Genomic DNA, 25,120 nt, shown 5'->3' on the forward strand with positions numbered 1-25,120 from the left:
TAAAAATCCTAAAATTTTTAAAAATACACAAGATATTGATTTAGCTATTTAATTTTATAGACTTTAAACTCTGAGTAATCAGTCTTTACTGGTTGGTAATTTTCTTTCAAAATTGTTTCCACTTCAGACCAGACTGCTACCTTATCATTCACCACAATCACCTTGGGTTGTTTTTCTTTCAAGTCATTGAGTAGCTTATTCCGATTTTCCTCAGTTGCTGTATAGTGCAACGGGGACAAAATAGCCGATGGCGACAAGCGCTCACTCTTACGATAAAGAGTTGCAGTATCATCCCATGCATAGATAGCATCTTCCGTACTTGTCTCCTCTTTCACCAAATCAGCAAGACGCTCACGTTCTTGATAAGGTACTGGATAAAGGACAAACCTCATCAAAAAAGGAACAGCCAAAAGATATAACAAAGTTAAAATCGGTAGGTAAAGATTCCCTTTAGTATAGCGATGCCAGAGACTAACAGGCTCTTCTCTGCGTCTTCTTCTAACACTACGACCACTCTGTTGTCCCTTGATATTGGACACTAAAAGCAGAAGAAAGACAGGGAAAATGAGCATCAAACGGGATGCATGTAGAGGATCCTGTGTAAAGGAAATCACTACCAAACCTAAAATCAGGAATAGACTCGCAGGCACTGAGATGACATATAGTTTAGAGGATTTAGATTGAAAGAGACCTAAAAAGACAAAAACCAAAACTCCCATGCCAAGAGCCAACAACCCATAAAACAAAACATTTTCTAACAATGCCGAAACAGAAACCAAACGAATGGAATGAATTGGATACAAAATTCCACTAATCGCATCCTCAAAACTTCCTGTTGCAACACTATAGTAAGCAGTTGGATAAAAGACCAGTGAGAAACCTAAAGCCACTGCAAGAAACTGATAAAATCCATGTGCAAAACGTCTATGCCCAATGTTAAAGACCAACAAGCCTAAACTCACTACAGCAATAAACAGGAGCGATGCCAAGGGAGCAAAGAAAAATCCTCCCGCCAAAGCCAGCCCAATCCGTACAAATCCCTTATCATGGCTTGGATTGCTTAGGTAAGCAGCAACTAAGCTAAAGGCCGCGAATAAGAAAGGAAGCGCTAAAAGAGTCGCATAACCTCCACCAAACGCAAGACCTGTAACTAGCATATAAAAAATAGTCACCAGTTGTCCAGCTTGGTCTCCTTGCTCTGTCAAGGTGTCTGCCGATCGAAAGAGGAAAAATCCTCCTGCTACCAAGGCTAACCACTCAAAAATGGCAAAGAAAAATCCGCCCTGAGTCACGTAAGTCAGCAAATAATAAAGCAAACCTTGACTTCCATAATAGTCGCTGTAAATTTTCCCTGTCTGATGAAGGGCCCAACCTGCATAAAAATCCTGCACTTCCTGCGCACTCATTAAATCGAGTAATAGCGGTACTCCTAGAGTTATCCCCGTTACAAGCGTACTCCATAGTAAAATTTTTACCAAAGGAAGACGACTTGATTCACGATGATGCGATTCTTGTTCGATTTGGTATTCTAGAGGTTCACGATTCTCCTGATGAACTTCTTCTACTCTACCATACACACTCATATCGTTTCTCCTATTCAATTTATCTGTCTTAGTATATCAAAAAGTCCTAGGATTGTCAGCTTGCGATGGGTGTTTGAGTGATTTTTTGTATAGTTTCACAAAGGTTTCAATTTCTCGAAATCGGTGTAAATGTGTCTGTTTAAATATCATGATATAATCCAATTCTTTCTGAGTTAACATCTTGCCTCCTACATCTTCTTATTCGTAAAAGACAAGAAAAATAGGACTGGTTTGTGTCCTCAGTCCTAGATTTCTTATAAGATAGGGGCGAATAACTGGGCAATTTCCTTAATCAATTTTTGATACCAGCTATTTTTTATCGTATGAGGGAATATTTCTTGCGATACTGAAAAAATCTCCTGAAAATCTTTTTGAATCTCTGTGATTGATGCCGTTTTATATAGCAAAACTGCATCTTCATAGTGATGAAGCAAACTTCTGTAATCTAAGTTAATGGTCCCAACTGCAGCAAAGTCCTTATCCACTAGGATTTGTTTACTGTGGATAAAGCCTGGACTATACTCAAAAATCCTTACTCCTGCTGACAAAAGATCTGGATAGGCTCCTCTTGTTATGAGCTGGATTAATTTTTTATCCGGAATAAAAGGGGTCACGATACGGACATCAACACCTCTCATGGCTGCATTTTTAATACTCTCAGTTAAATCATAGTCAATAATCAAATAGGGTGTTGTGATATAGACTGAATCAGTAGCCTGATTAATCAAACTTTGATAGACTTTTTTCCCTACCTGAGTACGGAAGATGGGCTTGGGTCCACTACCGTAAGGAATGCAGAGCCCTTGGCCAGAACAAGGCTGATTTTCCAAGTGATACTGGTCAAAATCGCTGATTTCCCCACGATTGATGTACCAAGTCATCAAAAAGAGACGAGTTAGAGCCTTGACACCAGGGCCATCTAAGCGAATCCCACTGTCCTTCCAGTAGCCAAAGCGTTCTACATGATTGATGTATTCATCGGCTAAGTTAATACCTCCTGTATAAGCTACCTGACCATCTATGACAAGGATTTTCCGATGGTCCCGATTGTTGTAAGCCACCGTCAAGCGAGGAACCACCTTGTTAAATTTATGGGCTTCAATTCCTCGACTACGAAGCTGAATAGTATAGTCTCCAGGCAAAGTCGCCATACAGCCGATATCATCATAGAGCATCTTGACCTCTACACCCTGAGCTGCCTTTTGCTCTAGTATGTCTAGTATGCTATTCCACATCAAACCTTCTTCGACAATATAATACTCTAAAAAGATAAACTTTTCAGCTTTCTTGAGGTCTTCCAACATATATTGCCACATGCTTTCACCCGAAGAAAAGAATTGTGAGTCTGTTCGATCATAGACATCGGCGTTACTATCCATACTTAACAAAGATTTGATAACTCCGTAAGCTGCCTTATCCTCTTCCTTCAATTTCTGGCGGAGAGCTTTACTGTTATCCTCACGAAAATGCATGGAACCAAGTTTGTCCAACTGCTTGATTTCTTTTTTGGATAATCGTCTTTCACCAAACATCAGATAGAGCAAGGGGCCAATGACAGGAACAAAAGTCACCACTAACCACATTACCTTGCTTTCAGGCGCCATGGAACGATTGACAATCGCTACGATAGTCGCCATACTCATAAAGATTAAGAGAATAACCCAAAGAATAGGGGCCATACGCCCTAAATAAAGAAAGAGACCAAAAACAAGAAAAAGTTCAAGTAGCATAATCGAAAGACTAAAGCCATACTTGGACATCAATAATTGAAATTTTCTATATTTCATATCCCCTCCTTGATAGTTTGAATGCTAAAAACAGGTAATTGATACTAGTATAACTCAGGTATTCGGTAGAAGGCAAGTATTTATAATCATTTTTCTGAGCAAAAGCAAAAGAGACCGAAAAATCCAGTCTTCTTCTAGTCTATTTTGATAAAACAATGCGATCAGACGCTTCTCTATCCATAACGTCGATAATCATCTGACTGCCATTGATTGCATAAATCTTGACATCATCCCCAATAACCATGCGTTGATTGGCTGCATCGAAGCTGACCTGCTTGATTTCTTGTTCCCCGTCAGTTTCAACCTGTGTCCAGGTACCAGTTGTTCCAGTTACCACTAAAGTGATACGGTCTCCTTCGTCCTGACCGGTATAAGTCCCATCAATATTAGTTGGTTGAGCCTCAGGCGCATTTTGTGAAGAACTTGTCGTTGCCTGGTTTGTATTTGCTGTGGAAGATGAAGCAACAGGTTGTGATTGCGGTTGAGCTGCTGGTTGTTGAACCTGTTGAACTCTTTGTGAACAAGCTACTAAGAGACTAAGACTTGCTAGAGAGGTCAATTTATCTGCTCATGCCCCAGTATGTGGCTCCGTACTTCTGAGATAAAATAGAGAGACCCTGTAATGAATAACAAGTCCTTGGTATCGGCTCTTTCTTCAAAACTGCTGATAAATTCTCGGTAAGAGGGAATTACATGGTAACCTGTTACATCTGTCTCATCCAGAGAACCTTGATAGTCAAAACCAGTCACCTTGAGTTCCACTGGAGGCAAATTCTCAGTCAGATAACCTAACATCCCTTGATAATCCTTACGTTTCAAGGCGCCAAAGAGGATTTGAGGTCGATATCCTTCCTGCTCTTTTTCTTTAATAAATTCAACCAAGCGAGTCAAGGCAGGGAGGTTATGAGCACCGTCCAAGTAAATTTGAGGACGAATACGCTCCAAACGGCCAGCCCAATGGGTCTTCCCCAAAGCCTGTCTTACAACCTGCTCATCAACAGCTTCCTTTCCTTCTCTCATAAAGAGAAGAAACGTTTGTAGCGCCAAGGCCGCATTTTCCTGCTGATAAGCTCCTTCTAAGCCTATTTTCAACTGTGAAAGGTTAGCCAAAGAGCTTGAAAAATCACCATTCAGCATTGAAAAATCTTGGCCCGCCTGATAAAGGTCAACAGCTAAAGATTCGGCTTTTTTCCGACAGACAAGCCTAGCTTCTGGAGGCAATTTCGCAATCACTGCCTTCTTACCAGCCTTGAAAATACCAGCTTTCTGCTCTGCGATTGCTTCCAGACTATCACCCAAGGTCTCCTGATGGTCAAGGCCGATGGAGGTGATGACAGCAATCTCTCCAGTTACCACATTGGTCGTGTCAAGTAAGCCGCCAATTCCCACTTCTAATAAAACCAAATCCACCTCTTGTTCTCTAAAATAAAGAAAAGCAATCAAGGTCAGCAATTCAAAAAAGGACAACTGATCATGGGTTTGCAGAAGCGTTTTTTCCATCTCCTTGACCTGCTCAGCCAAGCGGATGAAGTCTGTGTCTGCTATAGGTTGCCCATTAATGCAGATTCGATCATTGATAGAGACGATATGAGGGGAGGTAAAGGTCGCAACTTTTTTGCCATGTCCCATAAATAACTCCCTCATAAAAGCAATGGTAGATCCTTTCCCGTTAGTCCCTGTTACGTGGATAATAGGATAAGACTTCTCGGGATTCCCCAACAAATCCACCGCTTGCTGTATTCGGCCCAAACCTGATCGAAAATTCAAACCAATCCGACTATGGAGCCATTCTTCTATTTCAAACATACACATCTCCTTGACAAAAATCTAATCAATTATCTAACAAAATTCCGTAGATAACAAAAAATGAGGTCAGGATTTTCGTCCCGACCTCTTACCTGGTTAGCTAATCACTAGCAACTATGAATATTAACTTGGGCTAAAAACATCCACTGGATGTTCCAACTCTTCCAATTTCTAGGAGTTGGGGTGATACAGTCTCCCAGACTTACTTATAGTCTTTATTTTTAGCATAAGGGTAAAAATGTTCACTGAACATTTTTACTCCTCCATAAAACTATTGAAGACCTCCTCAATCATGTTCCATTCGTCTTCTGAGTCTTCTGGGATTGGTTGCAATTCGCCTTCTGTTCCATCTTCGTTTTCGATGAATGAGTAAGCTTGAATTTCAACTTGTCCGTCTTCGTCTTCTTCTGCGTTAACTGGTACTAGAAGAACATAGTTTTTACCAAATTCTTCTTTTCCGTCAATGGTCAAAAGGATTTCAAACAAGGTTTCATTTCCTTGCTCATCTACTAGTGTAATTAATTCACGTTCTTCGTGGTCGTGGTTATGATCGTGTGACATAGCCTCTCCTTTATATTAAAATTTTCTATCTAAATAATTTTGTAAAATCAGCTGAGCTGCTAACTTATCAATGACTTTCTTGCGCTTATTGCGACTGATATCTGCTTGTTCAATCAACATGCGCTCAGCAGCCACTGTTGTCAAGCGTTCATCTTGATAGTCTACTGGTAAACCAAAAAGCTCTTCTAGCTTTGCTCCGTATGCTTGACTAGCTTCCACGCGCGGTCCGCTTGTATTGTTCATGTTTTTAGGCAAGCCCACTACAAATCGTTCCACCTTGTAAGTATCAACCAACTCTTTAACGCGGTCAAAACCAAATTGGCCTTGCTCCTCATTGATTTGGATGATTTCAAGCCCTTGAGCTGTAAAACCGAGCGGATCGCTAATAGCCACCCCTACCGTTTTTGAACCGACGTCCAATCCCATAATTCTCATAGGTTACAGATCGACTCCTTGTCCTTTTAGGTAGTAGCGAACCAACTCCTCAACGATTTCATCACGCTCATACTTACGGATTTGATTTCGTGCATTATTATAACGAGGAACGTAGGCAGGGTCTCCACTCAATACGTAACCAACGATTTGGTTAATTGGGTTGTAGCCCTTATCGTTCAACGAAGCATAGACATCAGTCAAAGTTTCGCTAATTTCTTTTTTATTGGAATCGTCCAATTTAAAACGTACTGTTTCTTCAGTAAATCCCATTCTAACACCCTCTTTCCTTAGAATAGTACCATTATAGCATAATTCCTTACGTTCTACAATTCAGGCAGTCTATTTATTTGGATTTTCTATTGTTCTGTCGCGCCATTTGCCAATCTGTCTGAAATATATTTGCTTGGTTCATTCTTCAAGAGATTTTCCAAGCCAATATTCTTCAAATATTCCAACTGAGAAGCCTTCTTGACATCCAGAACTTGAAAATCAAAACTAGTCGTTGTTTGAAGTTCTGTTGCGCTCAATAATTTGGTTTCAAGCTTAAAGCCTGCTAATTTACGAGCTGCTATGATAGCCTCATCCTTCTCCTCTGCCTCGAGAAGAGCTTTTTGAGTTTCTTCCACTCCATGTTGGTCAATATAAGTCTTCAACTCATCAGAGACTGGACGTTTTTGTTGGATAGTTAGACTCAAAAAAGTCTTGTCTTTGTAAGTAATTGTTTGGATTTGCTGGCTACCATCATCTGATTTCGGCAAAACCAAAGTCTTGGTGACAACTGTATTCTTCTCAGCATTTTCAATAACTGGCAATGCTGACTGAAGCGTATCTTTTTCTGTTTTTGTAGCTGGTCCAGTTTCTTTTTTCTGTCCGCAACCAACCAGGACAAAAAGGAAAGCTAGACTAACAAGAACAATTTTTTTCATTTCTTTCTTCTTTCTTTTTGAAATTAAAATAAGACTGGGAGTTGCTCCCAGTCTTGATGTTTATAGAGCTGCACGCAAACGTGCTTCTGCATTTTCTACATTACGGACAGAGCGTGGTAGGAAGGCACGAATATCGTCTTCCTTATAGCCAACTTGCAGGCGTTTTTCATCTACAAGAATTGGGCTCTTTAAAATTCTCGGTGTTTCCATAATCAGATTGAGGACTTCATTGACACTCAAATCTTCAATATCCACTCCAAGGGCTTTGGCATAGCGATTTTTAGACGAAACGATGCTGGCTATTCCGTTATCTGTTTTTGTCAGAATATCCAGTAATTCTTCTCTCGTAATTCCTTCTTTACCAAGGTTTTGTTCTTTATAACTTAACTGGTGGGCATTGAGCCAGGTTTTTGCTTTTTTACAGCTAGTACAACTTGAGACTGTATAAATTTTAATCATGTACCTACCCCTTTCGCTACATGTTACTATCAGTTTAGTCTATTATACCATAAAAAACATCCGACTTGCGACCTATTTTTAAATTTTTTTGACTTTTTTCGTCATTTTCGTACTTTTTTCTTGACAAAATGAAATTTACAGCCATTCTTTATATTTCTTGATATAGATTTTTTTCACAATTGTCACGCTAATCATGTACAAAATGATGATGAAAAGCAAAAAGATGAAATAGATCGGCTTCAAAGGAGTTAGATGAAGAAGGCTAGCTAGTGGACTGTAGGGAAGGAAGGTCACAAAGGCTGCAGCCAATAAGGTTGTCACAAGGACTAGCCAAGCTGGACGACTTTGTAAAAAGGGAATTTTAGCTGAACGCAGCATATGGATAACCATGGTCTGTGACCACATGGACTCGATAAACCAACCTGTCTGAAACAAGACAATAAATCCTACGGCAGACTCCGCTCCATGGACATAGGCTTGACCTGTCGTCATGGGTACAATGATAAAATAGAGCAAACTGAAGGTCAAAATATCAAAGGCAGAAGAGATAGGTCCCATCCAAATCATGAAACGTGTGATAGACTTAGCTTCCCAGGTATGTGGATTTCTCAAAAAATCTTTGTCCACCTTGTCAAAAGGCAAGGCAATACAAGACAAATCATAGACTAGATTTAGGATAATCAAATGGACTGGCGCCATTGGTAAAAATGGTAAAAAGATTCCAGAGACTAATAGGGATAAGATATTTCCAAAATTAGAACTCACTGTCATCTTGATATATTTGGTCATATTGGCATAGACCTTACGACCTTCAACAAGTCCTTTTTCCAGCACCATGAGATCCTTATCAAGTAGGATAACATCAGCTGTTTCTTTGGCAATATCTACTGCTGTATCAACAGAAATTCCCACATCTGCAACTTTCATAGAAGGAGCATCATTGATCCCATCTCCCATATAACCGACAGCATGACCATTAGCCTTAAATCGCAGAATAATCCGTGCTTTTTGATCAGGAGAAAGTTTGGCGAAGACGGTTACCTCCTCTACGGCTTGAGCCAATTCTTCGTCCGCCATGGCGTCAATATCAGAACCCAACAGCATCTGATTGATATCCAAACCAACCTTTTCACAAACTGCTTGGGTAACTTTTTCGTTGTCTCCCGTCAAAATCTTTGTTTGAACCCCATGCTCTAACAGAGCCTTAATTGCTGGTGCTGCAGATGGTTTAGGAGGGTCTAGGAAGGCTAAATAACCAGTTAGAATCATATCCCCTTCGTCATCAACTGTATAGGCATGACCTTCCCTCAAACCTGACTTATAGGCCACTCCCAAGACACGCAAACCTTGTTGATTTAGTTGTCTGACTTCTGCTAAAATTTCTTCTCTAATAACATCTGTCAAGGGAGTAATCACTCCTTGGTATTCCGCATAACTGGAAATCATCAACATTTCCTCAAGGGCTCCCTTAGTTACCAAACTAACCGTTTCGTGTTCATCCTTAACGATAACACTCATCCGTCTACGTTCAAAATCAAAGGGAAGCTCATCTATTTTTTGAAAGGTTTGAGCCAGATTTTGCAAGAGGGCGTGTTCTTTTGCTTCCTTTTCAGTCCGCTTGATAATAGCTCTGTCCATCAAATTTTTCAGACCAGTTTGAAAATAGGAATTGAGATAGGCCCGTCTCAAGACGGTCAAATCCAAGCGCCCGTGGATGTCCAAGGGATATTCTAGAACGATTTCATCTTGGGTTAAAGTTCCTGTTTTATCTGTACACAAGATATCAATCGCCCCTAAGTCCTGTATGGCATTGAGTTTCTTGATAACCACTTTTTCCTTGGCCATAATGATGGAGCCTTTTGCTAGACTGGCTGTGATAATCATAGGAAGCATCTCAGGTGTCAATCCAACACCAACACTCAAAGCAAATACGCCAGCTTCTAACCAATCTCCATCTGTCAAGCCATTAGAAAGAAACACGATGGGAACCATGACCAACATCAAGCGAATCAGGAGCCAAGAAATACTATTCATCTCCCGCTCAAACGAAGTAGGCTCGTCATAGGTGTTCAAAGTCTGCTCAATGGCTCCCATCATGGTATCATCACCAACTGCTAAAACCACGGCCTTGGCACTACCAGACAAGACATTGGTTCCCATAAAGGCGAGCGCTTCTGCTTCTAGCAGACTATCAGATTGTTGAACTGTTGCCTTGGTCAAGGCCAATTTTTCAACCGATTCACTTTCACCTGTCAAGCCCGACTGTTGTACAAAGAAATCACGCGACTCAAATAAAAGAAGATCTGCTGGAATCATGTCTCCAGCGCTTAATTTAACCACGTCACCCACTACCAAATCATCGATAGGTACTTCTTGGATTTCTCCTTGACGAATGACAGTCGCTGTGTTGACAATCATTTTTGATAGATTGGTCGCAGCCTTATCACTACGGAGTTCTTGGACAAAGCGTATACCACCAGAAATGAGGACTAGGACAACGATGATAATAGAAGTCGTCGGATCCTCTTGACCTGGTTTTGCCAACCAGACATTAGTCACCAAGGAAATCACGGCGATGACCAGTAAGATGATCGTAAAAGGATTGATAATGGATTCGTAAATCTTTTTGAGGATACTGTCTTCTTGACCCTTTGTGATGGTATTTTCGCCATATAGGTCACGATTTTTCTCCACCTGCTCCTCAGTCAAGCCTGTTAGACTTGTCTTATAAAAAGATAGAGTTTCGTTTAAAGATGTATGAATAGCTGTTGCTAATCTTTCTTTTGTAGTTTTCATTGGTTTCTCCTATCTGTATGAATGATGTGTTTCATACACAGAGACCAATCACTTTATAAGGGCAGAACGACACAAATCAGCGATTGGCTGTGTATGTGCGGTTCCGGATGATCGTCAATTTGCATCGTCTATCTCCTTTCTTTGATTTAAACAGTAGAAAATCCCACCATAAAATGGCAGGATTAAAAAACTAATTATCTGTTTTTCGTTCAAGCTTTAACTCCATAGGGCAATGTAATGAGCTTAGTCTTGGCCTTCGCGACCAGGACTGTTGACCAACGAGTAGTGTCTCCACTGCTTTGCGGTAGTCATCCGTATCCCTATGGTAGCCTCACCTACCGTTTTCGTCTTTCAGTATAAACCTTTAAAATTTAAAAGTCAATCATTTGAGTTGTTTAACTCTTAAATAACTATCAACTCTTTTGGAGCAAGGGTCAATAATTCACAACCTGTCTCTGTAATCAAGATATCATCCTCGATACGAACGCCATATTTACCTTCGATATAGATACCTGGTTCATCTGTCAAGGTCATTCCTGCCTTAATAGTTTCTGTAGAAGTTTGGCTAAAATATGGTTCCTCATGAATATCCAGTCCAATACCGTGTCCGATACCGTGAGTAAAGTAGTCGCCATAGCCTGCCTCGATAATAATATCACGAGGGATTTTGTCAAAGTCACGGAAACCTAAGCCAGCCTTAGCCTGATCAATCAAGGCTTGGTTAGCTTTTAGAACTGTATTGTAAATCTCTGCTTGCTCGTCGCTAACATGCCCTAGATAGATAGTCCGTGTCATATCACTGACATAGTGGTCATAAAGGCAACCGAAATCCATTGTAATGGCTTCTCCTAGTTCCACTGGTTTGTGCATAGGATGGGCATGAGGTTTAGAAGAATTGATACCGCTAGCTAGAATCGTATCAAAAGATAAGCCAGATGCTCCCAACTCACGCATGCGGAAGTCAAGGAAGTTGGCAATCTCAATTTCAGTCTTTCCTGGTTTGATAAAGTCAAGCGCGTCGCGGAAAGCTTGGTCTGAGATAGAACAAGCCTTGCGAATAGCTGCAATCTCTGCCTCATCTTTAATCATTCGAAGACCTTCGACAAACTGAGTTTGTGGAAGCAAGTCAATTCCTTCAAAGGCGGCCTGCATACGATGATAATAAGAAACTGAAATCTCGTCCTCAAAACCGATTCGAGACAAGCCCATATCCTTAACAATCCCTGCAATGACAGCCAATTCATCACGGTCAGCCACAATCTCAAAACCACTGGTTTCTTGCTTGGCTGCAATGATATAGCGAGAGTCTGTCACCAAGACCTGACGGTCACGGCTGATGAAGACTGTTCCGTTTGAGCCCCAAAAACCAGTCAGGTAATAGACGTTTTTAAGGTTATTAATGATGATTCCATCTAGTTCTTTTTCTTGCATTTTAGCTAGAAATGCTTGTACGCGTTTATTCATGATGTAACTTTCCTTTCAAATACTGTCCTGTGTAGCTGGCTTCGTTAGCCGCTACTTCTTCTGGAGTTCCTGTTGCGATGATGGTTCCACCGCCGACACCGCCCTCAGGTCCCAAGTCAATAATATGGTCTGCCGTCTTGATAACATCCAGATTGTGCTCAATGACAAGAACTGTATTGCCATCATCGACAAAGCGAGCTAAAACCTTGAGCAAGCGAGCGATGTCCTCGGTATGAAGTCCTGTCGTTGGCTCGTCCAGAATGTAGAAAGATTTTCCTGTCGATCGTTTGTGGAGTTCACTAGCCAGCTTCATACGCTGGGCTTCTCCCCCAGAAAGGGTGGTAGCTGGTTGCCCTAGCGTTACATATCCCAGTCCCACATCCTTGATGGTCTGAAGTTTGCGTTGAATCTTGGGAATGTGTTGGAAGAATTCTACCGCATCGTTGACGGTCATATCCAAGACCTGCGAGATATTTTTTTCCTTGTAGTGGACTTCTAGGGTCTCACTGTTGTAGCGGGTCCCGTGGCAGACTTCACAAGCCACGTAAACATCTGGCAAGAAGTGCATCTCAATCTTGATAATCCCGTCACCTGAGCAGGCTTCACAACGACCACCCTTGACATTGAAACTGAAACGACCCTTCTTGTAGCCTCGAATCTTGGCTTCGTTTGTCTGGGCAAAAAGGTCACGTATATCGTCAAAAACTCCCGTATAGGTAGCCGGGTTAGACCTTGGCGTTCGTCCAATCGGGCTCTGGTCAATGTCAATCAAACGATCAACATGCTCAATCCCTGTAATCGTCTTGAATTTACCAGGCTTGTCTGAATTACGGTTGAGCTTCTGGGCAATAGCTTTTTTGAGAATGCTATTGATTAGGGTCGATTTACCTGAACCTGATACACCTGTCACTGCGATGAATTTTCCTAGTGGAAAGCGAGCTGTGACATTTTGCAGGTTGTTCTCACGCGCTCCTGTCACTTCGATAAAACGACCATTACCCACACGGCGCTCGTCTGGTACTGGAATGGCACGTTTGCCTGACAAGTACTGGCCTGTGATAGACTTACTGTTACGAGCTACCTGTTTAGGCGTACCTGCCGCAACAATTTCCCCACCAAAAACACCCGCACCAGGACCAACGTCAATCAGATAATCCGCCTCACGCATGGTATCTTCATCGTGTTCTACCACGATGAGAGTATTGCCCAAGTCACGCATCTTTTTGAGACTGGCAATCAGACGGTCATTATCCCTCTGGTGGAGCCCAATCGATGGCTCATCTAGGATATAGAGGACACCTGATAGGTTAGAACCAATCTGAGTTGCCAAGCGAATACGCTGACTTTCCCCACCTGAAAGGGTTCCTGCCGAACGTGACAGGGTTAGGTAGTTAAGACCCACGTTATTAAGGAAGGTCAAACGGTCCTTGATTTCCTTGAGAATGGGACGAGCAATAATGGCTTCATTTTCAGACAAAGTTAACTGGCTCACCAACTCCAAGTGGTCCGCGATAGACAGGTCTGAAATTTCTCCGATATGTGGCCCTTGCTCACCACCTACACGGACAGACAAGGCCTGGTCATTGAGACGGTAACCACGACAAGTTCCGCAGGTCAGCTCATTCATGTAGAGGCGCATCTGGGTGCGAGTGTAATCGCTGTTTGTCTCGTGATAGCGACGCTTGATATTATTGACAACTCCCTCAAAAGGAATATCGATATCGCGCACGCCACCAAATTCATTCTCATAGTGGAAATGGAATTCCTTGCCATCTGACCCATAGAGAATCAAGTTCTTATCCTCTTCTGACAAGTCCTCAAAAGGCTTATCCATATCCACTCCAAAGGCTGTCATAGCCTGCTCTAGCATGTTTGGATAGTAGTTGGATGAGATAGGATTCCAAGGTGCCAGCGCTCCCTCACGTAAGGTTTTGCTGGCATCTGGCACTACCAAATCAGTATCCACCTCCAGCTTGATGCCCAAGCCATCACACTCACTACAAGAACCAAAAGGAGCATTGAAGGAGAAGAGACGTGGCTCTAACTCTGGAACAGTAAAGCCACAAACTGGACAGGCATAATGCTCAGAGAAGAGCAACTCAGAGTCGTCCATCGTGTCGATAATGACATAACCTTCTGCAATACGAAGGGCAGCCTCAATGGAATCAAAGAGGCGACTACGGATACCCTCCTTGATAACGATACGGTCAACCACGACATCAATATTGTGTTGCTTGCTCTTAGACAACTCTGGCACTTCGGTCACATCATAGACTTCCCCATCCACACGGACGCGAACATAACCATCTTTCTGAACCTTTTCAATGACGTTCTTATGCTGTCCTTTTTTCTTACGAATGACTGGTGCTAAAATTTGTAGGCGCTGGCGTTCAGGTAACTCCAAAACCTTATCAACGATTTGCTCCACAGAAGAAGCTTTAATAGCTCCATGACCGTTGATACAGTAAGGCGTCCCCACACGCGCGTAGAGGAGACGCAGATAGTCATTGATTTCAGTCGTGGTTCCCACCGTCGAGCGAGGATTTTTACTAGTCGTTTTCTGGTCGATGGAAATAGCTGGGCTGAGACCATCAATAGCATCCACATCAGGCTTCTCCATATTTCCCAAAAACTGACGAGCGTAGGCTGACAAACTCTCCACATAGCGACGTTGTCCCTCCGCATAGAGGGTATCAAAGGCCAGACTGGATTTCCCTGAACCTGACAAACCAGTCACGACAACCAGCTTGTCTCGTGGAATCTCCACATCAATATTTTTTAAATTATGGGCACGCGCCCCATGAATGACAATTTTATCTTGCATCTTTGTTCTTTCTAGTCCATTATTGCTTACCATTATACCAAAAAAAGTGAGATTCTATTACCCAAAAGGCTGAATTTGTAGTATAATAGTACGGTGTGAAAAAATCTGAAAAATGAGAAAGGATAAGGGATATGAAACAAGTTTTTCTCTCTACAACAACTGAATTTAAAGAGATCGATACGCTTGAACCGGGTACTTGGATCAATCTCGTCAATCCGACTCAAAATGAATCACTCGAAATCGCCAATGCCTTTGATATTGATATTGCCGACCTTCGAGCACCGCTCGATGCGGAAGAAATGTCTCGTATTACCATTGAAGACGAGTACACCCTGATTATCGTAGACGTGCCGGTCACAGAAGAAAGAAATAACCGCACCTACTACGTCACCATCCCGCTTGGGATTATCATCACCGAGGAAACCATTATCACTACGTGTTTGGAACCATTACCAGTCCTCGATGTCTTTATCAACCGTCGTTTGCGTAATTTCTATACCTTCATGCGTTCGCGTTTTATCTTCCAGATTCTGTATCGCAATGCAGAGCTTTACCTAACAGCCCTTCGTTCGATTGACCGTAAGAGTGAACAAATCGAAAGTCAACTGCATCAATCAACTCGTAATGAAGAATTGATTGAGCTGATGGAATTGGAAAAAACTATCGTCTATTTCAAGGCCTCCCTCAAAACAAATGAGCGTGTGATTAAGAAATTGACCAGCTCAACCAGCAATATCAAGAAATACCTTGAGGACGAAGACCTGCTTGAAGACACCCTGATTGAAACCCAACAGGCCATCGAGATGGCAGACATTTATGGAAACGTCTTGCACTCTATGACAGAGACCTTCGCCTCTATCATTTCTAACAACCAGAACAACATCATGAAAACCTTGGCCCTTGTGACCATCGTCATGTCCATCCCAACCATGGTCTTTTCTGCCTACGGGATGAACTTTAAGGATAATGAAATCCCCCTAAACGGCGAGCCAAATGCCTTCTGGTTAATCGTCTTTATTGCCTTTGCTATGAGTGTCTCGCTCACTCTCTATCTCATCCATAAAAAATGGTTCTAAGAGGAGTTCCTATGTCTCAGATTGATCTACAAAAATTAACTAAGAAAAACCAAGAATTTGTCCACATCGCTACCCAACAATTCATCAAAGATGGAAAAACAGACGCTGAAATCAAGGCTATTTTTGAGGAAATTATTCCCCAAATCCTTGAAGAGCAAACCAAGGGTACGACTGCTCGTTCCCTCTATGGCGCACCAACTCATTGGGCTCATAGTTTCACTGTCAAGGAACAATATGAAAAAGAGCATCCAAAAGAAAATGATGATCCAAAACTCATGATTATGGACTCAGCTCTTTTCATCACTAGCCTCTTTGCCCTTGTCAGCGCCCTCACAACTTTCTTTGCGGCAGATCAAGCTTTTGGCTATGGATTTATCACCCTCCTGCTAGTTGGACTTGTTGGTGGATTTGCCTTCTATTTGATGTACTACTTTGTCTACCAATATTATGGACCAGATATGGACCGCAGTCAACGTCCACCTTTCTGGAAATCTGTACTAGTTATCCTAGCATCTATGTTCCTTTGGTTACTTGTCTTCTTTGCAACAAGCTTCCTACCAGCTAGCCTTAACCCAGTACTTGCTCCATTGCCACTGGCTATTATCGGAGCAGCCCTCCTAGCCCTTCGCTTCTATCTCAAGAAACGCTTGAACATCCGAAGTGCAAGTGCAGGACCAACACGTTATTAAGGGAACGATAAAAGCAACTGCAGGTGCGGTTGCTTTTTTACGGCTCTTTCTTGATTTTAAAGTATTCTTCTGACATCCCACATAGCTTCCTCTTATCTTTTGTGATAAAATAGGCTCAATCTATTTCTAGGAGGATAAAATATGATTTCTACTATTGGTATTGTTAGTTTATCTAGTGGCATTATCGGAGAGGACTTTGTCAAACACGAAGTTGACTTGGGCGTCCAACGTCTCAAGGACCTGGGACTCAATCCTATCTTTTTGCCCCATTCGCTAAATGGATTAGACTTTATCAAGGACCATCCTGAAGCGCGTGCAGAGGATTTGATTCAGGCCTTTTCTGATGATAGCATCGATATGATCCTATGCGCCATCGGTGGAGACGATACCTATCGCTTACTACCTTATCTTTTTGAAAATGACCAACTACAAAAGGTTATCAAACAAAAAATTTTTCTTGGCTTCTCGGATACAACCATGAACCATCTCATGTTGCATAAACTAGGAATCAAGACTTTTTATGGTCAATCCTTCTTAGCAGACATTTGTGAATTAGAAAAAGAAATGCTAACCTATAGCCTTCACTACTTTAAAGAATTGATTGAGACGGGAAGAATCTCAGAAATCCGCCCTAGTGACGTTTGGTATGAGGAACGAACTGATTTTAGTCCCAAGGCTTTGGGAACACCTCGTGTCAGTCATGCAAATACCGGTTTTGAGTTGTTGCAAGGAAATGCCCAGTTCGAGGGAAAAATCCTCGGTGGTTGCCTCGAATCCCTCTACGATATCTTTGACAACTCTCGATACGCAGATAGCACGGAGCTCTGCCAAAAATACAAACTTTTCCCCGACTTGTCAGACTGGGAAGGAAAGATCCTCTTACTAGAGACAAGCGAAGAAAAGCCTGAGCCGAAAGACTTCAAAAAGATGTTGCAAACTTTAAAGAACACTGGTATATTCGAGGCCATCAGTGGACTCCTGGTCGGAAAACCTATGGATGAAACTTTCTATGACGACTATAAAGAGGCACTATTGGATATTATTGACAGCAATATCCCGATTATCTATAATCTAAATGTCGGCCACGCAACTCCAAGAGCAATTGTCCCCTTCGGAGTTCACGCCTATGTAGATGCAAAGGAGCAAATCATTCGCTTTGACTATAACAAAAAATAAATAGTTTCTCTATTTTTGTGCTTTTGTATTGGTTTTCGTTACAATTTGTATCTGAATTTATTGCATTTCGCTAATTTCTATGATATCCTTTTGAAGGAGGTGTATATGACAAAACAAAAAATTAATCGAATCGTAGGTTCTATTGGTGCCTTTATTGGAATTATAGTATTTATTGCCTACATACCTCAAATTATCGCTAATTTACAGGGAAATAAAGCTCAACCATTTCAACCTTTATCAGCTGCTATATCTTGCTTAATCTGGGTTATTTATGGATGGACAAAGGAACCTAAGAAGGATTGGATACTAATCATTCCAAATTCAGCTGGTGTTATTTTAGGTGGAATCACTTTTTTGACTTCACTCTAACAAATCTAATAGTATATATAAAAAGCTGGGAAAAGTTTCTCAGCTTTTTTCTATATTCTCAGATATGCTAGTTACCTGTACACACTAATGACCGCTTTTCCACTCACAATCATTCTCGTGGTCATCAACTAGGCCTGCAGCCTGTAGAAAAGACAAGACGGCGACTGGGCCTGTGAACTTGAAGCCTCGTTTTTTGAGATTTTTGGCTAATTTCTCAGACAAGGGTGTTTTAGCTGGGGCTTGGCGGTAATCGGGAACATCATTGACGATCGTTTTCCCCTCAACAAAAGACCAAAGATAGGCATCAAAAGAGCCGTACTCTGCCTGTAGTCGTAGAAAGGCTTGGGCGTTAGCGCGTGTAGCAAAAATCTTGGCTCGATTTCGGATAATAGCTGGATTATCCAGCAAGGCTTCCAATTCGGTATCGGTCATCTCTGCAACTGCTTGAATTTGATAGCCATGAAAGGCTTCTCGGAAAGCTTGGCGTTTGTTGAGTACCGTTTCCCAAGACAGGCCTGCCTGATAGGTTTCCATACACAATAACTCAAACAATGCTTGGTCATCATGGAGGGGCTGACCCCACTCCTCATCATGATAGGCAATGTAGAGCGGATTGGTCATCTTGACCCACGAACAACGTTTTGTCATGCTCTGCTCCTATTTGACCAACATTTTAAGGGCCGACTTGATATAGTTCTCAGCTGTATCTGTCGTTCCTTCAAAGAATTTCTTGATTTTCTTGAGTTCGGTCGCCTTGTAGCCCAGAGCCAACATGGCTTCCATGGCTTCTTCCAGTTCTTGGTTTTCAGCGCTTGCTTGCACTGCCACCTTGGCAGGAAGGTCATCTCCTGCAACTACTACCTTGCCTTCCAAGTCCAGCACCATCTGCTGGGCTGTTTTCTTGCCAATTTTAGGAAACTTGGTCAAGTAGGTGATGTTCTTGGTTTCGATGGCTTGAACCAAGCCAGCATTGTCATCAGCAGCGATAATAGCAAGAGCTGATACAGGACCAATCCCAGAAACCGAAATCAGACTAAGAAAGAGCTTTTTCTCGTCTTCTGAGCGAAAACCATAAAGCAGATGAGCGTCCTCACGTACAACTTGATGAACATAAATTTGAGCTTCTTGATTGACCTGTCCTGAATAAGCATAAGGATTGGCCACATGCAAAATATAACCGATACCGTTGACTTCAAGAACAATGTATTTAGCAGTGATTTTGGTAATGATTCCTTTTAAATATTCGTACATGGTTTTCCTTTTAGTTTAATATTTCCCCAACTCACGGAGACTGGTGTGATTTTCCTGAATGCGTCGGAACATCTTTTCCATATCTGACTTGGTAAAATGCACCAAAACAGGACGTCCGTGGGGACAGTTATAGGGATTGTCACATTGAGAAAGCTGATAAAGGAGCTGTCTGGCCGAATGATCGTCAATACGATGGTTGGCCTTGATAGACCGTTTGCAGGACATCATAATAGCCAGCTCTGCTCGGTATTTCTTGATAGAAACTTCCTTGGTCAAGAGGAGCATGTCGCACATTTCATAGATGCCTGACTCGATTTCCTCCTCTTCCATCCAAATAGGATGCTCACGCAGGATAAATTGATTTTCTCCGTACTCTGCTAGAAAGACGCCCACTTCCTCTAAGAGAGGCATTCTCTCCCTGAGACGAAGGGCATCATCCGCTGGAAATTCAAAGATATAGGGTACTAGGAGTTGCTGCTGGCTCTGGTCAACATCACCAATGCTTTCACGATACTCCTCGTACTTGACCCGTTCCTGCGCCGCATGTTGGTCTATGATGTAAAGTCCATCTCGCCCTTGGGCAAAGAGATAGGTTCCATGCATTTGCCCGAAAAATTCCAACTCTGGGAAGCTTGAAGATTCTTCTCGCTCCAGTTTGTCATAAGCCTTATCAAGACTAGCTAGGTCTAACTCCGGATGGTCTAATTGGTCATAGTTAGCAGGCTTTCTCTCTGCAAAATGCAGTTTTGCGGGCTTGGTCAGCTGGTCCAAGGTTTCCTTGGCAAATAAAGTTAAATCCTGTCCTTCATCAGTCAATTCTACCTGATAATCAGCCACCTCAGCTTGACTAGGTCTTGTCGGCTCAGTATTCTCATAGTAGAGCGTATTTTCTTTGAGTGGGAGAATGGTCTGCTCCACCTTCTCACGATTGCGCACGGTCGACTTGGCAAGATTTTCCAAGGCATCTGGTATCAAAGTTTGTTCCTTGAGACTGTTGGAAATAGCTTCTGAGACCAGGGTCATCAGTTCTTTTTCCTTGGAAATCCGCACCTCTTGCTTAGTCGGATGCACATTGACATCCGCTAGATAAGGATCGATATGGATGTGAATGACAGCCAGTGGAAAACGCCCCACCATGAGCTTACTGCCATAACCGTCAAGAATAGCACGATTGAGTAAAAAGTTCTTGATATAACGGCCATTGATGAAGAGACTGATATAGTTGCGATTAGCCCGAGTCAACTCAGGCAAGGACACAAAGCCTGAAATTTCGAAATCAAGGTCAGAATTCTCAATTTCAATCATCTTCTTGGCACTCGCCAAACCATAAATTCCTGCGATTGCTTGTCGCAGTTGACCAGTCCCTGCTGTCCGCGTCATTTCCTTGCCATCACTAATCAAACTAAACGAAATCTCAGGATGGGCCAAACCCAGACGGTTGACAATATCAATGATATGAGACAACTCCGCTTGCTGACTCTTCATATACTTGAGACGGGCAGGCGTGTTGAAAAAAAGGTCCTCCACACAAACCTTGGTTCCCACAGGACTAGTCGCTGGGACGACTTCTTCAACTTCTCCTCCACGCGCGACGAGCTTGGTTCCATGACTTGCACCATCCATCGCCGTCAACAGAGTCAGTACACTGACAGACGCGATAGAAGGCAGAGCTTCACCACGAAAACCAAGCGTCCGAATCCGAAAGAGATCTGCCTGATTTTTTATCTTACTGGTCGCATGACGACGCAGGGCTAATTCCACCTCATCGTGGGCAATTCCATGACCATTATCCGTGATTTGGATTTTCTTGAGACCTGCCTCCTCAATCTCGACGATAATCTGACTAGAGCCAGCGTCAATGGCATTTTCTACCAGCTCCTTAACAACGCTAGCTGGACGCTCGATAACCTCTCCAGCTGCAATCTGGTTTGCCAGCACCTCTGGCAATTCAATAATATGAGACATCTTTCAGCCCCTTTCCGTATCTATTTTCCTAGAAATTGATTAGTGCTATTATACCATATTTCAGATAGGACAGAAAAGCAAGCACCACATAGGAGCCAAATCCCTCCACATAGACAAAGTCCCTTGCCATAGGCTATAAAATAGTGTTTAATAAAAGTGTACAGGAAGTGATCACAACCTTGTATAACTGAAAAGGAGAGAAATTTATGAAAGTAGAACTACAAATTAGTGAAACTTACAAGGAGGAAAAGCTGATTGTCCAAGCACCTCAGCCGACAGATAAAGTCCAGAAAGTCATCGAATTTGCAGAAAATCTGGACCGAACAGAAACAATCAAAGGGAAAATCGATAATCAGGTCTATCTCGTTAAGATTGGTAAGGTTCAGCGCTTCTATATCGAGAATCGGAAGGTTCTAGCAGAAACAGCAAGTCAGACCTACAACATTGATTTACGGCTCTATCAAGTCCTTGAACTCTTGCCAACCAATTTTATCCAAATTTCCCAATCAGAAATCATCAATATCGATTTCATCTCTCATCTCAAGCTCACCCCCAACGGCCTAGTAGAAATTTTCTTGAAAAACGAAAGCTTCACCTACTCTTCACGCCGTTACCTAAAAACCATCAAGGAGAAATTAGAACTATGAAAAAACAAATCTTCCACGACGCAGCTACTGGTGTCCTCATCGGCCTCATCCTCTCTATCATCTTTTCACTCATTTATGCACCAAATACCTACGCTCCACTTAGCCCTGAATCTCTCGTCGGCCAAGTAATGACTCAACATCAAGTTCACGGTGCCCTAATCTTGCTCTACTGTACTCTTATCTGGGCAGCCATCGGCATTCTCTTTAGTTTTGGCAATAGCTTGTTCAAGCGTGACTGGAGCTTACTCCGTGCGACGCTTTCCCATTTCTTTCTCATGCTGGCTGGCTTTGTCCCACTAGCCACTCTGGCAGGTTGGTTCCCCTTCCACTGGATCTTCTATCTCCAGCTCATTATCGAGTTTGCGATTGTCTACCTCATCATTTGGACTATTTCCTATAAAAGAGCATCAAAAAAAGTAGACCATATCAATCAACTCTTGGAGCATAGAAAATAGGAATATCATAATAAGCAAATCCGAGAAAGAAACTTCTCGGTTTTTCTTTATCCTTCTGCACCTTACTATCATAGCAGTTATTTTCAGATCTTCTTTGTAAATTTTCTGTAATTTTCTATCTTTTTTTCAAAATATTCTTGCATTTTTCCAAAGTTTTTTGTAGAATATAGATTACATATCCAGATTATTCTGAAAATTCAAAAAGGAGCATCTATCATGTCACAAGCTATTTCGTTAAATCAATCAACCTGGACAAGTAAACTAAAAGCAATGGGACCTGGAATCCTAATGGCTTCTGCTGCTGTTGGCGGTTCTCACATTGTATCTTCCACTCAAGCTGGTGGTTCTTATGGGTGGTCGCTACTCTTCTTGGTCATCTTAGCCAATGTCTTTAAATATCCATTTTTCCGTTTTGGTGCTGAATACACCGCTGATACTGGAAAGACTTTGGTTGAAGGTTATGCCGAAAAAGGGAAACTCTATCTCTGGATTTTCTTTATCCTAAATGTCTTTTCGGCTATGGTCAACACAGCCGGTGTTGCCATTCTGTGCTCAGCTATCATCGCCAGCGCCTTCCCAATGATCGGTCTGAGCATCACTCAATGGTCCCTCATTCTCGTTGCAGTCATTTGGGCTATGTTACTCTTTGGAGGCTACAAACTCTTAGATGGCATGGCAAAATGGATCATGTCCGCTTTGACCATTGCAACTGTTCTTGCAGTTATCATCGCGGCGGTCAAGCATCCCGAATACAGCTCTGATTTTGTCGAGAAAACACCTTGGCAAATGGCAGCTCTACCCTTCATCGTTTCCCTCTTAGGATGGATGCCAGCTCCTATTGAAATTTCAGCTATCAATTCACTTTGGTCTGCTGAAAAGAAAAAGACCGTCAACTTTAACACAGAGGACGCTCTATTTGACTTTAATGTTGGTTACATTGGAACAGCTATCCTAGCTGTGTTCTTTGTAGCACTGGGAGCATTGATTCAATATCCTACAGGGCAAGCAGTTGAAGCTGCTTCAGCCAAATACATCTCTCAATTCGTGGGCATGTATGCCTCTGTTCTTGGCGAATGGTCCCGTTACTTGATTACCTTTATTGCCTTCCTGTGTATCTTTGGAACAGTTATCACTGTTATCGATGGCTATTCTCGTGTCAATCAGGAATCTCTCCGACTGCTAATCAGTCAAAAAGAAGACAGTAGTAAATCTTTGAACATCTGGATGACCATCACTGCTATCATCGGTATCGTCATTATCAAGTTCTTCGCTGGTCAGGTTTCAACCATGCTCCGCTTTGCTATGATTGGTTCTTTCCTGACAACACCATTCTTCGCTCTTTTGAACTACGCCTTGGTAACGCGTGAAAACAAAAATCTTCCTTCTTGGCTCAAATACCTTGCCATTGCAGGATTGATTTTCCTCTTTGGCTTCGCCATCTTCTTTATCTACGCACTCGCAATCGGAAAAGCAGGTTAACTGACAAGCGCGAGATGAAGATAATACTCTTCGCAAATCAAATTCAAACCACGTCAACGTCGCCTTGCCGTACTCAAGTACAGCCTGCGGCTAGTTTCCTAGTTTGCTCTTTGATTTTCATTGAGTATAAGGTTTCATTTCAAGAGAAAATTCAGTAAATATTTCTATGATAAAAAGCATAAGAACAAGGTTTTGAAGACCTGGACTTATGCTTTTTTACGTTCTCAAAGACTGTTTATACTCAAAAAGCAGTTGAAAAATCTCAAGCGCCTCTTATATTGACTTTAATTTTCCTTTTCCAACTCATACAAATCCGCAATAATCGCTGCGACATGTTTGATATCTTCCAGCATACCTCGCATTTCAAAGTCAGCCAAGACAGGGAAACCAAAGCGTTGGCTGTATTGCTTAGCTGTCAGGCAGTATTGGTTATTAAAGTTACGATTTCCTGAGCCAACCACGCCAAAACACTTACTAGCATTGTCACCATAGGCGATAAAATCCCCCACTGGTGTCGTCAAAATCTCTACATCTCCGTTATCAACGCCATTCCCACCTTCTAGGTAGGTCGGCAAAAAAGCGACATAGGGATGGTCCATTTCATAAAAATCTTGGCCTTCTTTGACCAAATCCTTGATATGAATCTTTTGAACCTCAATTCCCTCGTACTGGGACAAGAGATAGTCTTTCAAGCGCGTCACAAAACTCTCAGTATTGCCACTCAAACTAATATAAACTAAAGAAATTGTCTTCATATGTACCTCCATGATTTTATTTTTAATCGAAAAAGAACTACCAAGATTGTAACTTGATAGCTCTTTTTTGTCAATACTTAAGCAAGATCTTCTGTTTCCTCTTCTTCCGCCAAGGCTTTCTGTTGACGCCACATCTTATAGAAGACAAGGGCTAAGAAAAGAACATTGATGACGATATAGAAAATGCTAACGGCTTGTGAAATAACACTTATCCCTAAACGCATGGTCTCATCGTGAACTAACTGCACAGCGTCTTGTAAACTAACATAGCCATAAATCGAACCAATAATGGCTAGCAAAACATAGCCGACATAAGTATAGTTTGCATATTGCAAATTTTTACGAATAAGGAAGACAATCGCTACTACAACTAAAATAGCAGATAGTACAATCAAGGCCATATTAAAAATAGAATGAGATGATTCTGCTACTCTATAGGTGTAATTGATGTTGTCTTCTAATTGCTGGGCACTAAGTCCTGCAACATGTGACTGTTTAGCACGAAGGACTTCTTTGCTAGGCAAGGGACTCAACATTCCAAACAGAGACATAGCTGAAATAAGGGCAGACAAGATTAGCAAGACCCATAGATAAATCGGTTTCTTTTTCATGATAGA

The 25,120-nt window shown here is 42.0% G+C and carries 24 protein-coding genes and 1 riboswitch; of the genes, 7 read left to right on the plus strand and 17 right to left on the minus strand.

The window, feature by feature from the left end; genetic code table 11:
- Positions 1-44: 44 nt before the first annotated feature.
- From N8M09_RS01535 to uvrA, 12 genes are all read right to left on the minus strand, one after another.
- Positions 45-1,583, minus strand: a complete 1,539-nt coding sequence (locus N8M09_RS01535; RefSeq protein WP_261062918.1) for a damage-inducible protein CinA — start codon at positions 1,581-1,583, stop codon at positions 45-47.
- A gap of 254 nt (positions 1,584-1,837) precedes the next feature.
- Entirely contained in the window at positions 1,838-3,370 is a 1,533-nt protein-coding gene (gene cls, locus N8M09_RS01540; RefSeq protein ID WP_261062919.1) for a cardiolipin synthase, read from the minus strand.
- 139 nt (positions 3,371-3,509) lie between these two features.
- On the minus strand, positions 3,510-3,929 hold the full coding sequence (locus N8M09_RS01545; RefSeq protein WP_261062920.1) for an SP_0198 family lipoprotein: 420 nt from the start codon (positions 3,927-3,929) through the stop codon (positions 3,510-3,512).
- Positions 3,926-5,176 carry a bifunctional folylpolyglutamate synthase/dihydrofolate synthase gene (locus N8M09_RS01550; protein ID WP_261062921.1) on the minus strand — a complete coding sequence of 417 codons (1,251 nt, stop codon included), beginning with the start codon at positions 5,174-5,176 and terminating at the stop codon, positions 3,926-3,928. Before N8M09_RS01550 ends, N8M09_RS01545 begins: the two co-directional genes overlap by 4 nt.
- Before the next feature lie 255 nt (positions 5,177-5,431).
- The gene (locus N8M09_RS01555) at positions 5,432-5,737 is read right to left on the minus strand and encodes a DUF1292 domain-containing protein (protein WP_000017620.1); all 306 of its coding nucleotides are present in this window, start codon (positions 5,735-5,737) and stop codon (positions 5,432-5,434) included.
- A gap of 15 nt (positions 5,738-5,752) precedes the next feature.
- Positions 5,753-6,172, minus strand: a complete 420-nt coding sequence (ruvX, locus tag N8M09_RS01560) for a Holliday junction resolvase RuvX (RefSeq protein ID WP_004239076.1) — start codon at positions 6,170-6,172, stop codon at positions 5,753-5,755.
- A gap of 3 nt (positions 6,173-6,175) precedes the next feature.
- Positions 6,176-6,442 carry an IreB family regulatory phosphoprotein gene (locus tag N8M09_RS01565; RefSeq protein WP_000507059.1) on the minus strand — a complete coding sequence of 89 codons (267 nt, stop codon included), beginning with the start codon at positions 6,440-6,442 and terminating at the stop codon, positions 6,176-6,178.
- Between the two features lie 86 nt (positions 6,443-6,528).
- Entirely contained in the window at positions 6,529-7,098 is a 570-nt protein-coding gene (locus N8M09_RS01570) for an SP0191 family lipoprotein (protein WP_057487786.1), read from the minus strand.
- 60 nt (positions 7,099-7,158) lie between these two features.
- Positions 7,159-7,557, minus strand: coding sequence for a transcriptional regulator Spx (gene spx, locus N8M09_RS01575; protein ID WP_000591165.1), 399 nt, complete (start codon positions 7,555-7,557; stop codon positions 7,159-7,161).
- A 135-nt stretch (positions 7,558-7,692) separates the two neighbouring features.
- Complete coding sequence (gene mgtA / locus N8M09_RS01580) at positions 7,693-10,353, minus strand: magnesium-translocating P-type ATPase (protein WP_261062922.1); 2,661 nt, start codon at positions 10,351-10,353, stop codon at positions 7,693-7,695.
- Positions 10,354-10,547: 194 nt separating this feature from the next.
- Positions 10,548-10,698: riboswitch (M-box (ykoK) riboswitch) on the minus strand.
- 57 nt (positions 10,699-10,755) lie between these two features.
- On the minus strand, positions 10,756-11,817 hold the full coding sequence (locus N8M09_RS01585) for a M24 family metallopeptidase (RefSeq protein ID WP_261062923.1): 1,062 nt from the start codon (positions 11,815-11,817) through the stop codon (positions 10,756-10,758).
- Positions 11,810-14,641 carry an excinuclease ABC subunit UvrA gene (gene uvrA, locus N8M09_RS01590; RefSeq protein WP_261062924.1) on the minus strand — a complete coding sequence of 944 codons (2,832 nt, stop codon included), beginning with the start codon at positions 14,639-14,641 and terminating at the stop codon, positions 11,810-11,812. Before uvrA ends, N8M09_RS01585 begins: the two co-directional genes overlap by 8 nt.
- Positions 14,642-14,772: 131 nt before the next feature.
- Between uvrA and N8M09_RS01595 the strand changes: the two genes are divergently transcribed.
- The 4 genes from N8M09_RS01595 (at position 14,773) to N8M09_RS01610 (ending at position 17,951) form a co-directional block, all read left to right on the plus strand.
- The gene (locus tag N8M09_RS01595; protein ID WP_000815623.1) at positions 14,773-15,717 is read left to right on the plus strand and encodes a magnesium transporter CorA family protein; all 945 of its coding nucleotides are present in this window, start codon (positions 14,773-14,775) and stop codon (positions 15,715-15,717) included.
- A gap of 11 nt (positions 15,718-15,728) precedes the next feature.
- Positions 15,729-16,406 (plus strand): DUF1129 domain-containing protein, encoded by a 678-nt coding sequence (locus tag N8M09_RS01600; RefSeq protein WP_261062925.1) that lies wholly within the window; start codon positions 15,729-15,731, stop codon positions 16,404-16,406.
- Between the two features lie 141 nt (positions 16,407-16,547).
- Entirely contained in the window at positions 16,548-17,582 is a 1,035-nt protein-coding gene (locus tag N8M09_RS01605) for a S66 family peptidase (protein WP_261062926.1), read from the plus strand.
- A gap of 105 nt (positions 17,583-17,687) precedes the next feature.
- Positions 17,688-17,951, plus strand: a complete 264-nt coding sequence (locus tag N8M09_RS01610) for a SemiSWEET family transporter (RefSeq protein ID WP_000166114.1) — start codon at positions 17,688-17,690, stop codon at positions 17,949-17,951.
- An 84-nt stretch (positions 17,952-18,035) separates the two neighbouring features.
- Here N8M09_RS01610 and N8M09_RS01615 read toward each other — a convergent pair whose 3' ends face one another.
- The 3 genes from N8M09_RS01615 to mutL are packed head-to-tail and all read right to left on the minus strand — an operon-like array spanning position 18,036 to position 21,167.
- On the minus strand, positions 18,036-18,599 hold the full coding sequence (locus tag N8M09_RS01615) for a DNA-3-methyladenine glycosylase I (protein ID WP_261062927.1): 564 nt from the start codon (positions 18,597-18,599) through the stop codon (positions 18,036-18,038).
- Between the two features lie 9 nt (positions 18,600-18,608).
- Positions 18,609-19,202 carry a Holliday junction branch migration protein RuvA gene (gene ruvA, locus N8M09_RS01620; protein ID WP_000273423.1) on the minus strand — a complete coding sequence of 198 codons (594 nt, stop codon included), beginning with the start codon at positions 19,200-19,202 and terminating at the stop codon, positions 18,609-18,611.
- A gap of 15 nt (positions 19,203-19,217) precedes the next feature.
- Positions 19,218-21,167, minus strand: coding sequence for a DNA mismatch repair endonuclease MutL (gene mutL, locus N8M09_RS01625; RefSeq protein WP_261062928.1), 1,950 nt, complete (start codon positions 21,165-21,167; stop codon positions 19,218-19,220).
- Between the two features lie 206 nt (positions 21,168-21,373).
- Between mutL and N8M09_RS01630 the strand changes: the two genes are divergently transcribed.
- The 3 genes from N8M09_RS01630 (at position 21,374) to N8M09_RS01640 (ending at position 23,748) form a co-directional block, all read left to right on the plus strand.
- Positions 21,374-21,814, plus strand: coding sequence for a LytTR family DNA-binding domain-containing protein (locus N8M09_RS01630; protein ID WP_261062929.1), 441 nt, complete (start codon positions 21,374-21,376; stop codon positions 21,812-21,814).
- Complete coding sequence (locus N8M09_RS01635; protein ID WP_261062930.1) at positions 21,811-22,269, plus strand: DUF3021 domain-containing protein; 459 nt, start codon at positions 21,811-21,813, stop codon at positions 22,267-22,269. Before N8M09_RS01630 ends, N8M09_RS01635 begins: the two co-directional genes overlap by 4 nt.
- A 216-nt stretch (positions 22,270-22,485) precedes the next feature.
- Entirely contained in the window at positions 22,486-23,748 is a 1,263-nt protein-coding gene (locus N8M09_RS01640) for an NRAMP family divalent metal transporter (RefSeq protein WP_261062931.1), read from the plus strand.
- Between the two features lie 284 nt (positions 23,749-24,032).
- Here the strand turns inward: N8M09_RS01640 and nrdI are convergent, their stop codons facing one another.
- Together nrdI and N8M09_RS01650 are read right to left on the minus strand one after the other, a co-directional pair.
- On the minus strand, positions 24,033-24,503 hold the full coding sequence (gene nrdI, locus N8M09_RS01645; protein WP_261062932.1) for a class Ib ribonucleoside-diphosphate reductase assembly flavoprotein NrdI: 471 nt from the start codon (positions 24,501-24,503) through the stop codon (positions 24,033-24,035).
- A 77-nt stretch (positions 24,504-24,580) separates the two neighbouring features.
- On the minus strand, positions 24,581-25,114 hold the full coding sequence (locus N8M09_RS01650) for an ABC transporter permease (protein WP_223330348.1): 534 nt from the start codon (positions 25,112-25,114) through the stop codon (positions 24,581-24,583).
- Positions 25,115-25,120 lie beyond the last annotated feature (6 nt).

It is taken from the genome of Streptococcus mitis (genome assembly GCF_946190375.1).
Classification (GTDB): Bacteria; Bacillota; Bacilli; order Lactobacillales; family Streptococcaceae; genus Streptococcus; species Streptococcus mitis_CJ.

Bases quoted from the DNA above. Each gene is read 5' to 3' on its own strand.
- ruvX (WP_004239076.1), bottom strand. From the start codon at position 6,172: ATGAGAATTATGGGATTGGACGTCGGTTCAAAAACGGTAGGGGTGGCT.
- nrdI (WP_261062932.1), bottom strand. From the start codon at position 24,503: ATGAAGACAATTTCTTTAGTTTATATTAGTTTGAGTGGCAATACTGAG.
- N8M09_RS01605 (WP_261062926.1), top strand. From the start codon at position 16,548: ATGATTTCTACTATTGGTATTGTTAGTTTATCTAGTGGCATTATCGGA.
- mgtA (WP_261062922.1), bottom strand. From the start codon at position 10,353: ATGAAAACTACAAAAGAAAGATTAGCAACAGCTATTCATACATCTTTA.
- uvrA (WP_261062924.1), bottom strand. From the start codon at position 14,641: ATGCAAGATAAAATTGTCATTCATGGGGCGCGTGCCCATAATTTAAAA.
- N8M09_RS01555 (WP_000017620.1), bottom strand. From the start codon at position 5,737: ATGTCACACGATCATAACCACGACCACGAAGAACGTGAATTAATTACA.
- N8M09_RS01615 (WP_261062927.1), bottom strand. From the start codon at position 18,599: ATGACAAAACGTTGTTCGTGGGTCAAGATGACCAATCCGCTCTACATT.
- N8M09_RS01585 (WP_261062923.1), bottom strand. From the start codon at position 11,817: ATGAATAAACGCGTACAAGCATTTCTAGCTAAAATGCAAGAAAAAGAA.
- N8M09_RS01565 (WP_000507059.1), bottom strand. From the start codon at position 6,442: ATGGGATTTACTGAAGAAACAGTACGTTTTAAATTGGACGATTCCAAT.
- N8M09_RS01650 (WP_223330348.1), bottom strand. From the start codon at position 25,114: ATGAAAAAGAAACCGATTTATCTATGGGTCTTGCTAATCTTGTCTGCC.
- N8M09_RS01630 (WP_261062929.1), top strand. From the start codon at position 21,374: ATGAAAGTAGAACTACAAATTAGTGAAACTTACAAGGAGGAAAAGCTG.
- spx (WP_000591165.1), bottom strand. From the start codon at position 7,557: ATGATTAAAATTTATACAGTCTCAAGTTGTACTAGCTGTAAAAAAGCA.
- N8M09_RS01610 (WP_000166114.1), top strand. From the start codon at position 17,688: ATGACAAAACAAAAAATTAATCGAATCGTAGGTTCTATTGGTGCCTTT.
- N8M09_RS01640 (WP_261062931.1), top strand. From the start codon at position 22,486: ATGTCACAAGCTATTTCGTTAAATCAATCAACCTGGACAAGTAAACTA.
- mutL (WP_261062928.1), bottom strand. From the start codon at position 21,167: ATGTCTCATATTATTGAATTGCCAGAGGTGCTGGCAAACCAGATTGCA.
- N8M09_RS01635 (WP_261062930.1), top strand. From the start codon at position 21,811: ATGAAAAAACAAATCTTCCACGACGCAGCTACTGGTGTCCTCATCGGC.
- N8M09_RS01535 (WP_261062918.1), bottom strand. From the start codon at position 1,583: ATGAGTGTGTATGGTAGAGTAGAAGAAGTTCATCAGGAGAATCGTGAA.
- cls (WP_261062919.1), bottom strand. From the start codon at position 3,370: ATGAAATATAGAAAATTTCAATTATTGATGTCCAAGTATGGCTTTAGT.
- N8M09_RS01595 (WP_000815623.1), top strand. From the start codon at position 14,773: ATGAAACAAGTTTTTCTCTCTACAACAACTGAATTTAAAGAGATCGAT.
- ruvA (WP_000273423.1), bottom strand. From the start codon at position 19,202: ATGTACGAATATTTAAAAGGAATCATTACCAAAATCACTGCTAAATAC.
- N8M09_RS01550 (WP_261062921.1), bottom strand. From the start codon at position 5,176: ATGTTTGAAATAGAAGAATGGCTCCATAGTCGGATTGGTTTGAATTTT.
- N8M09_RS01570 (WP_057487786.1), bottom strand. From the start codon at position 7,098: ATGAAAAAAATTGTTCTTGTTAGTCTAGCTTTCCTTTTTGTCCTGGTT.
- N8M09_RS01600 (WP_261062925.1), top strand. From the start codon at position 15,729: ATGTCTCAGATTGATCTACAAAAATTAACTAAGAAAAACCAAGAATTT.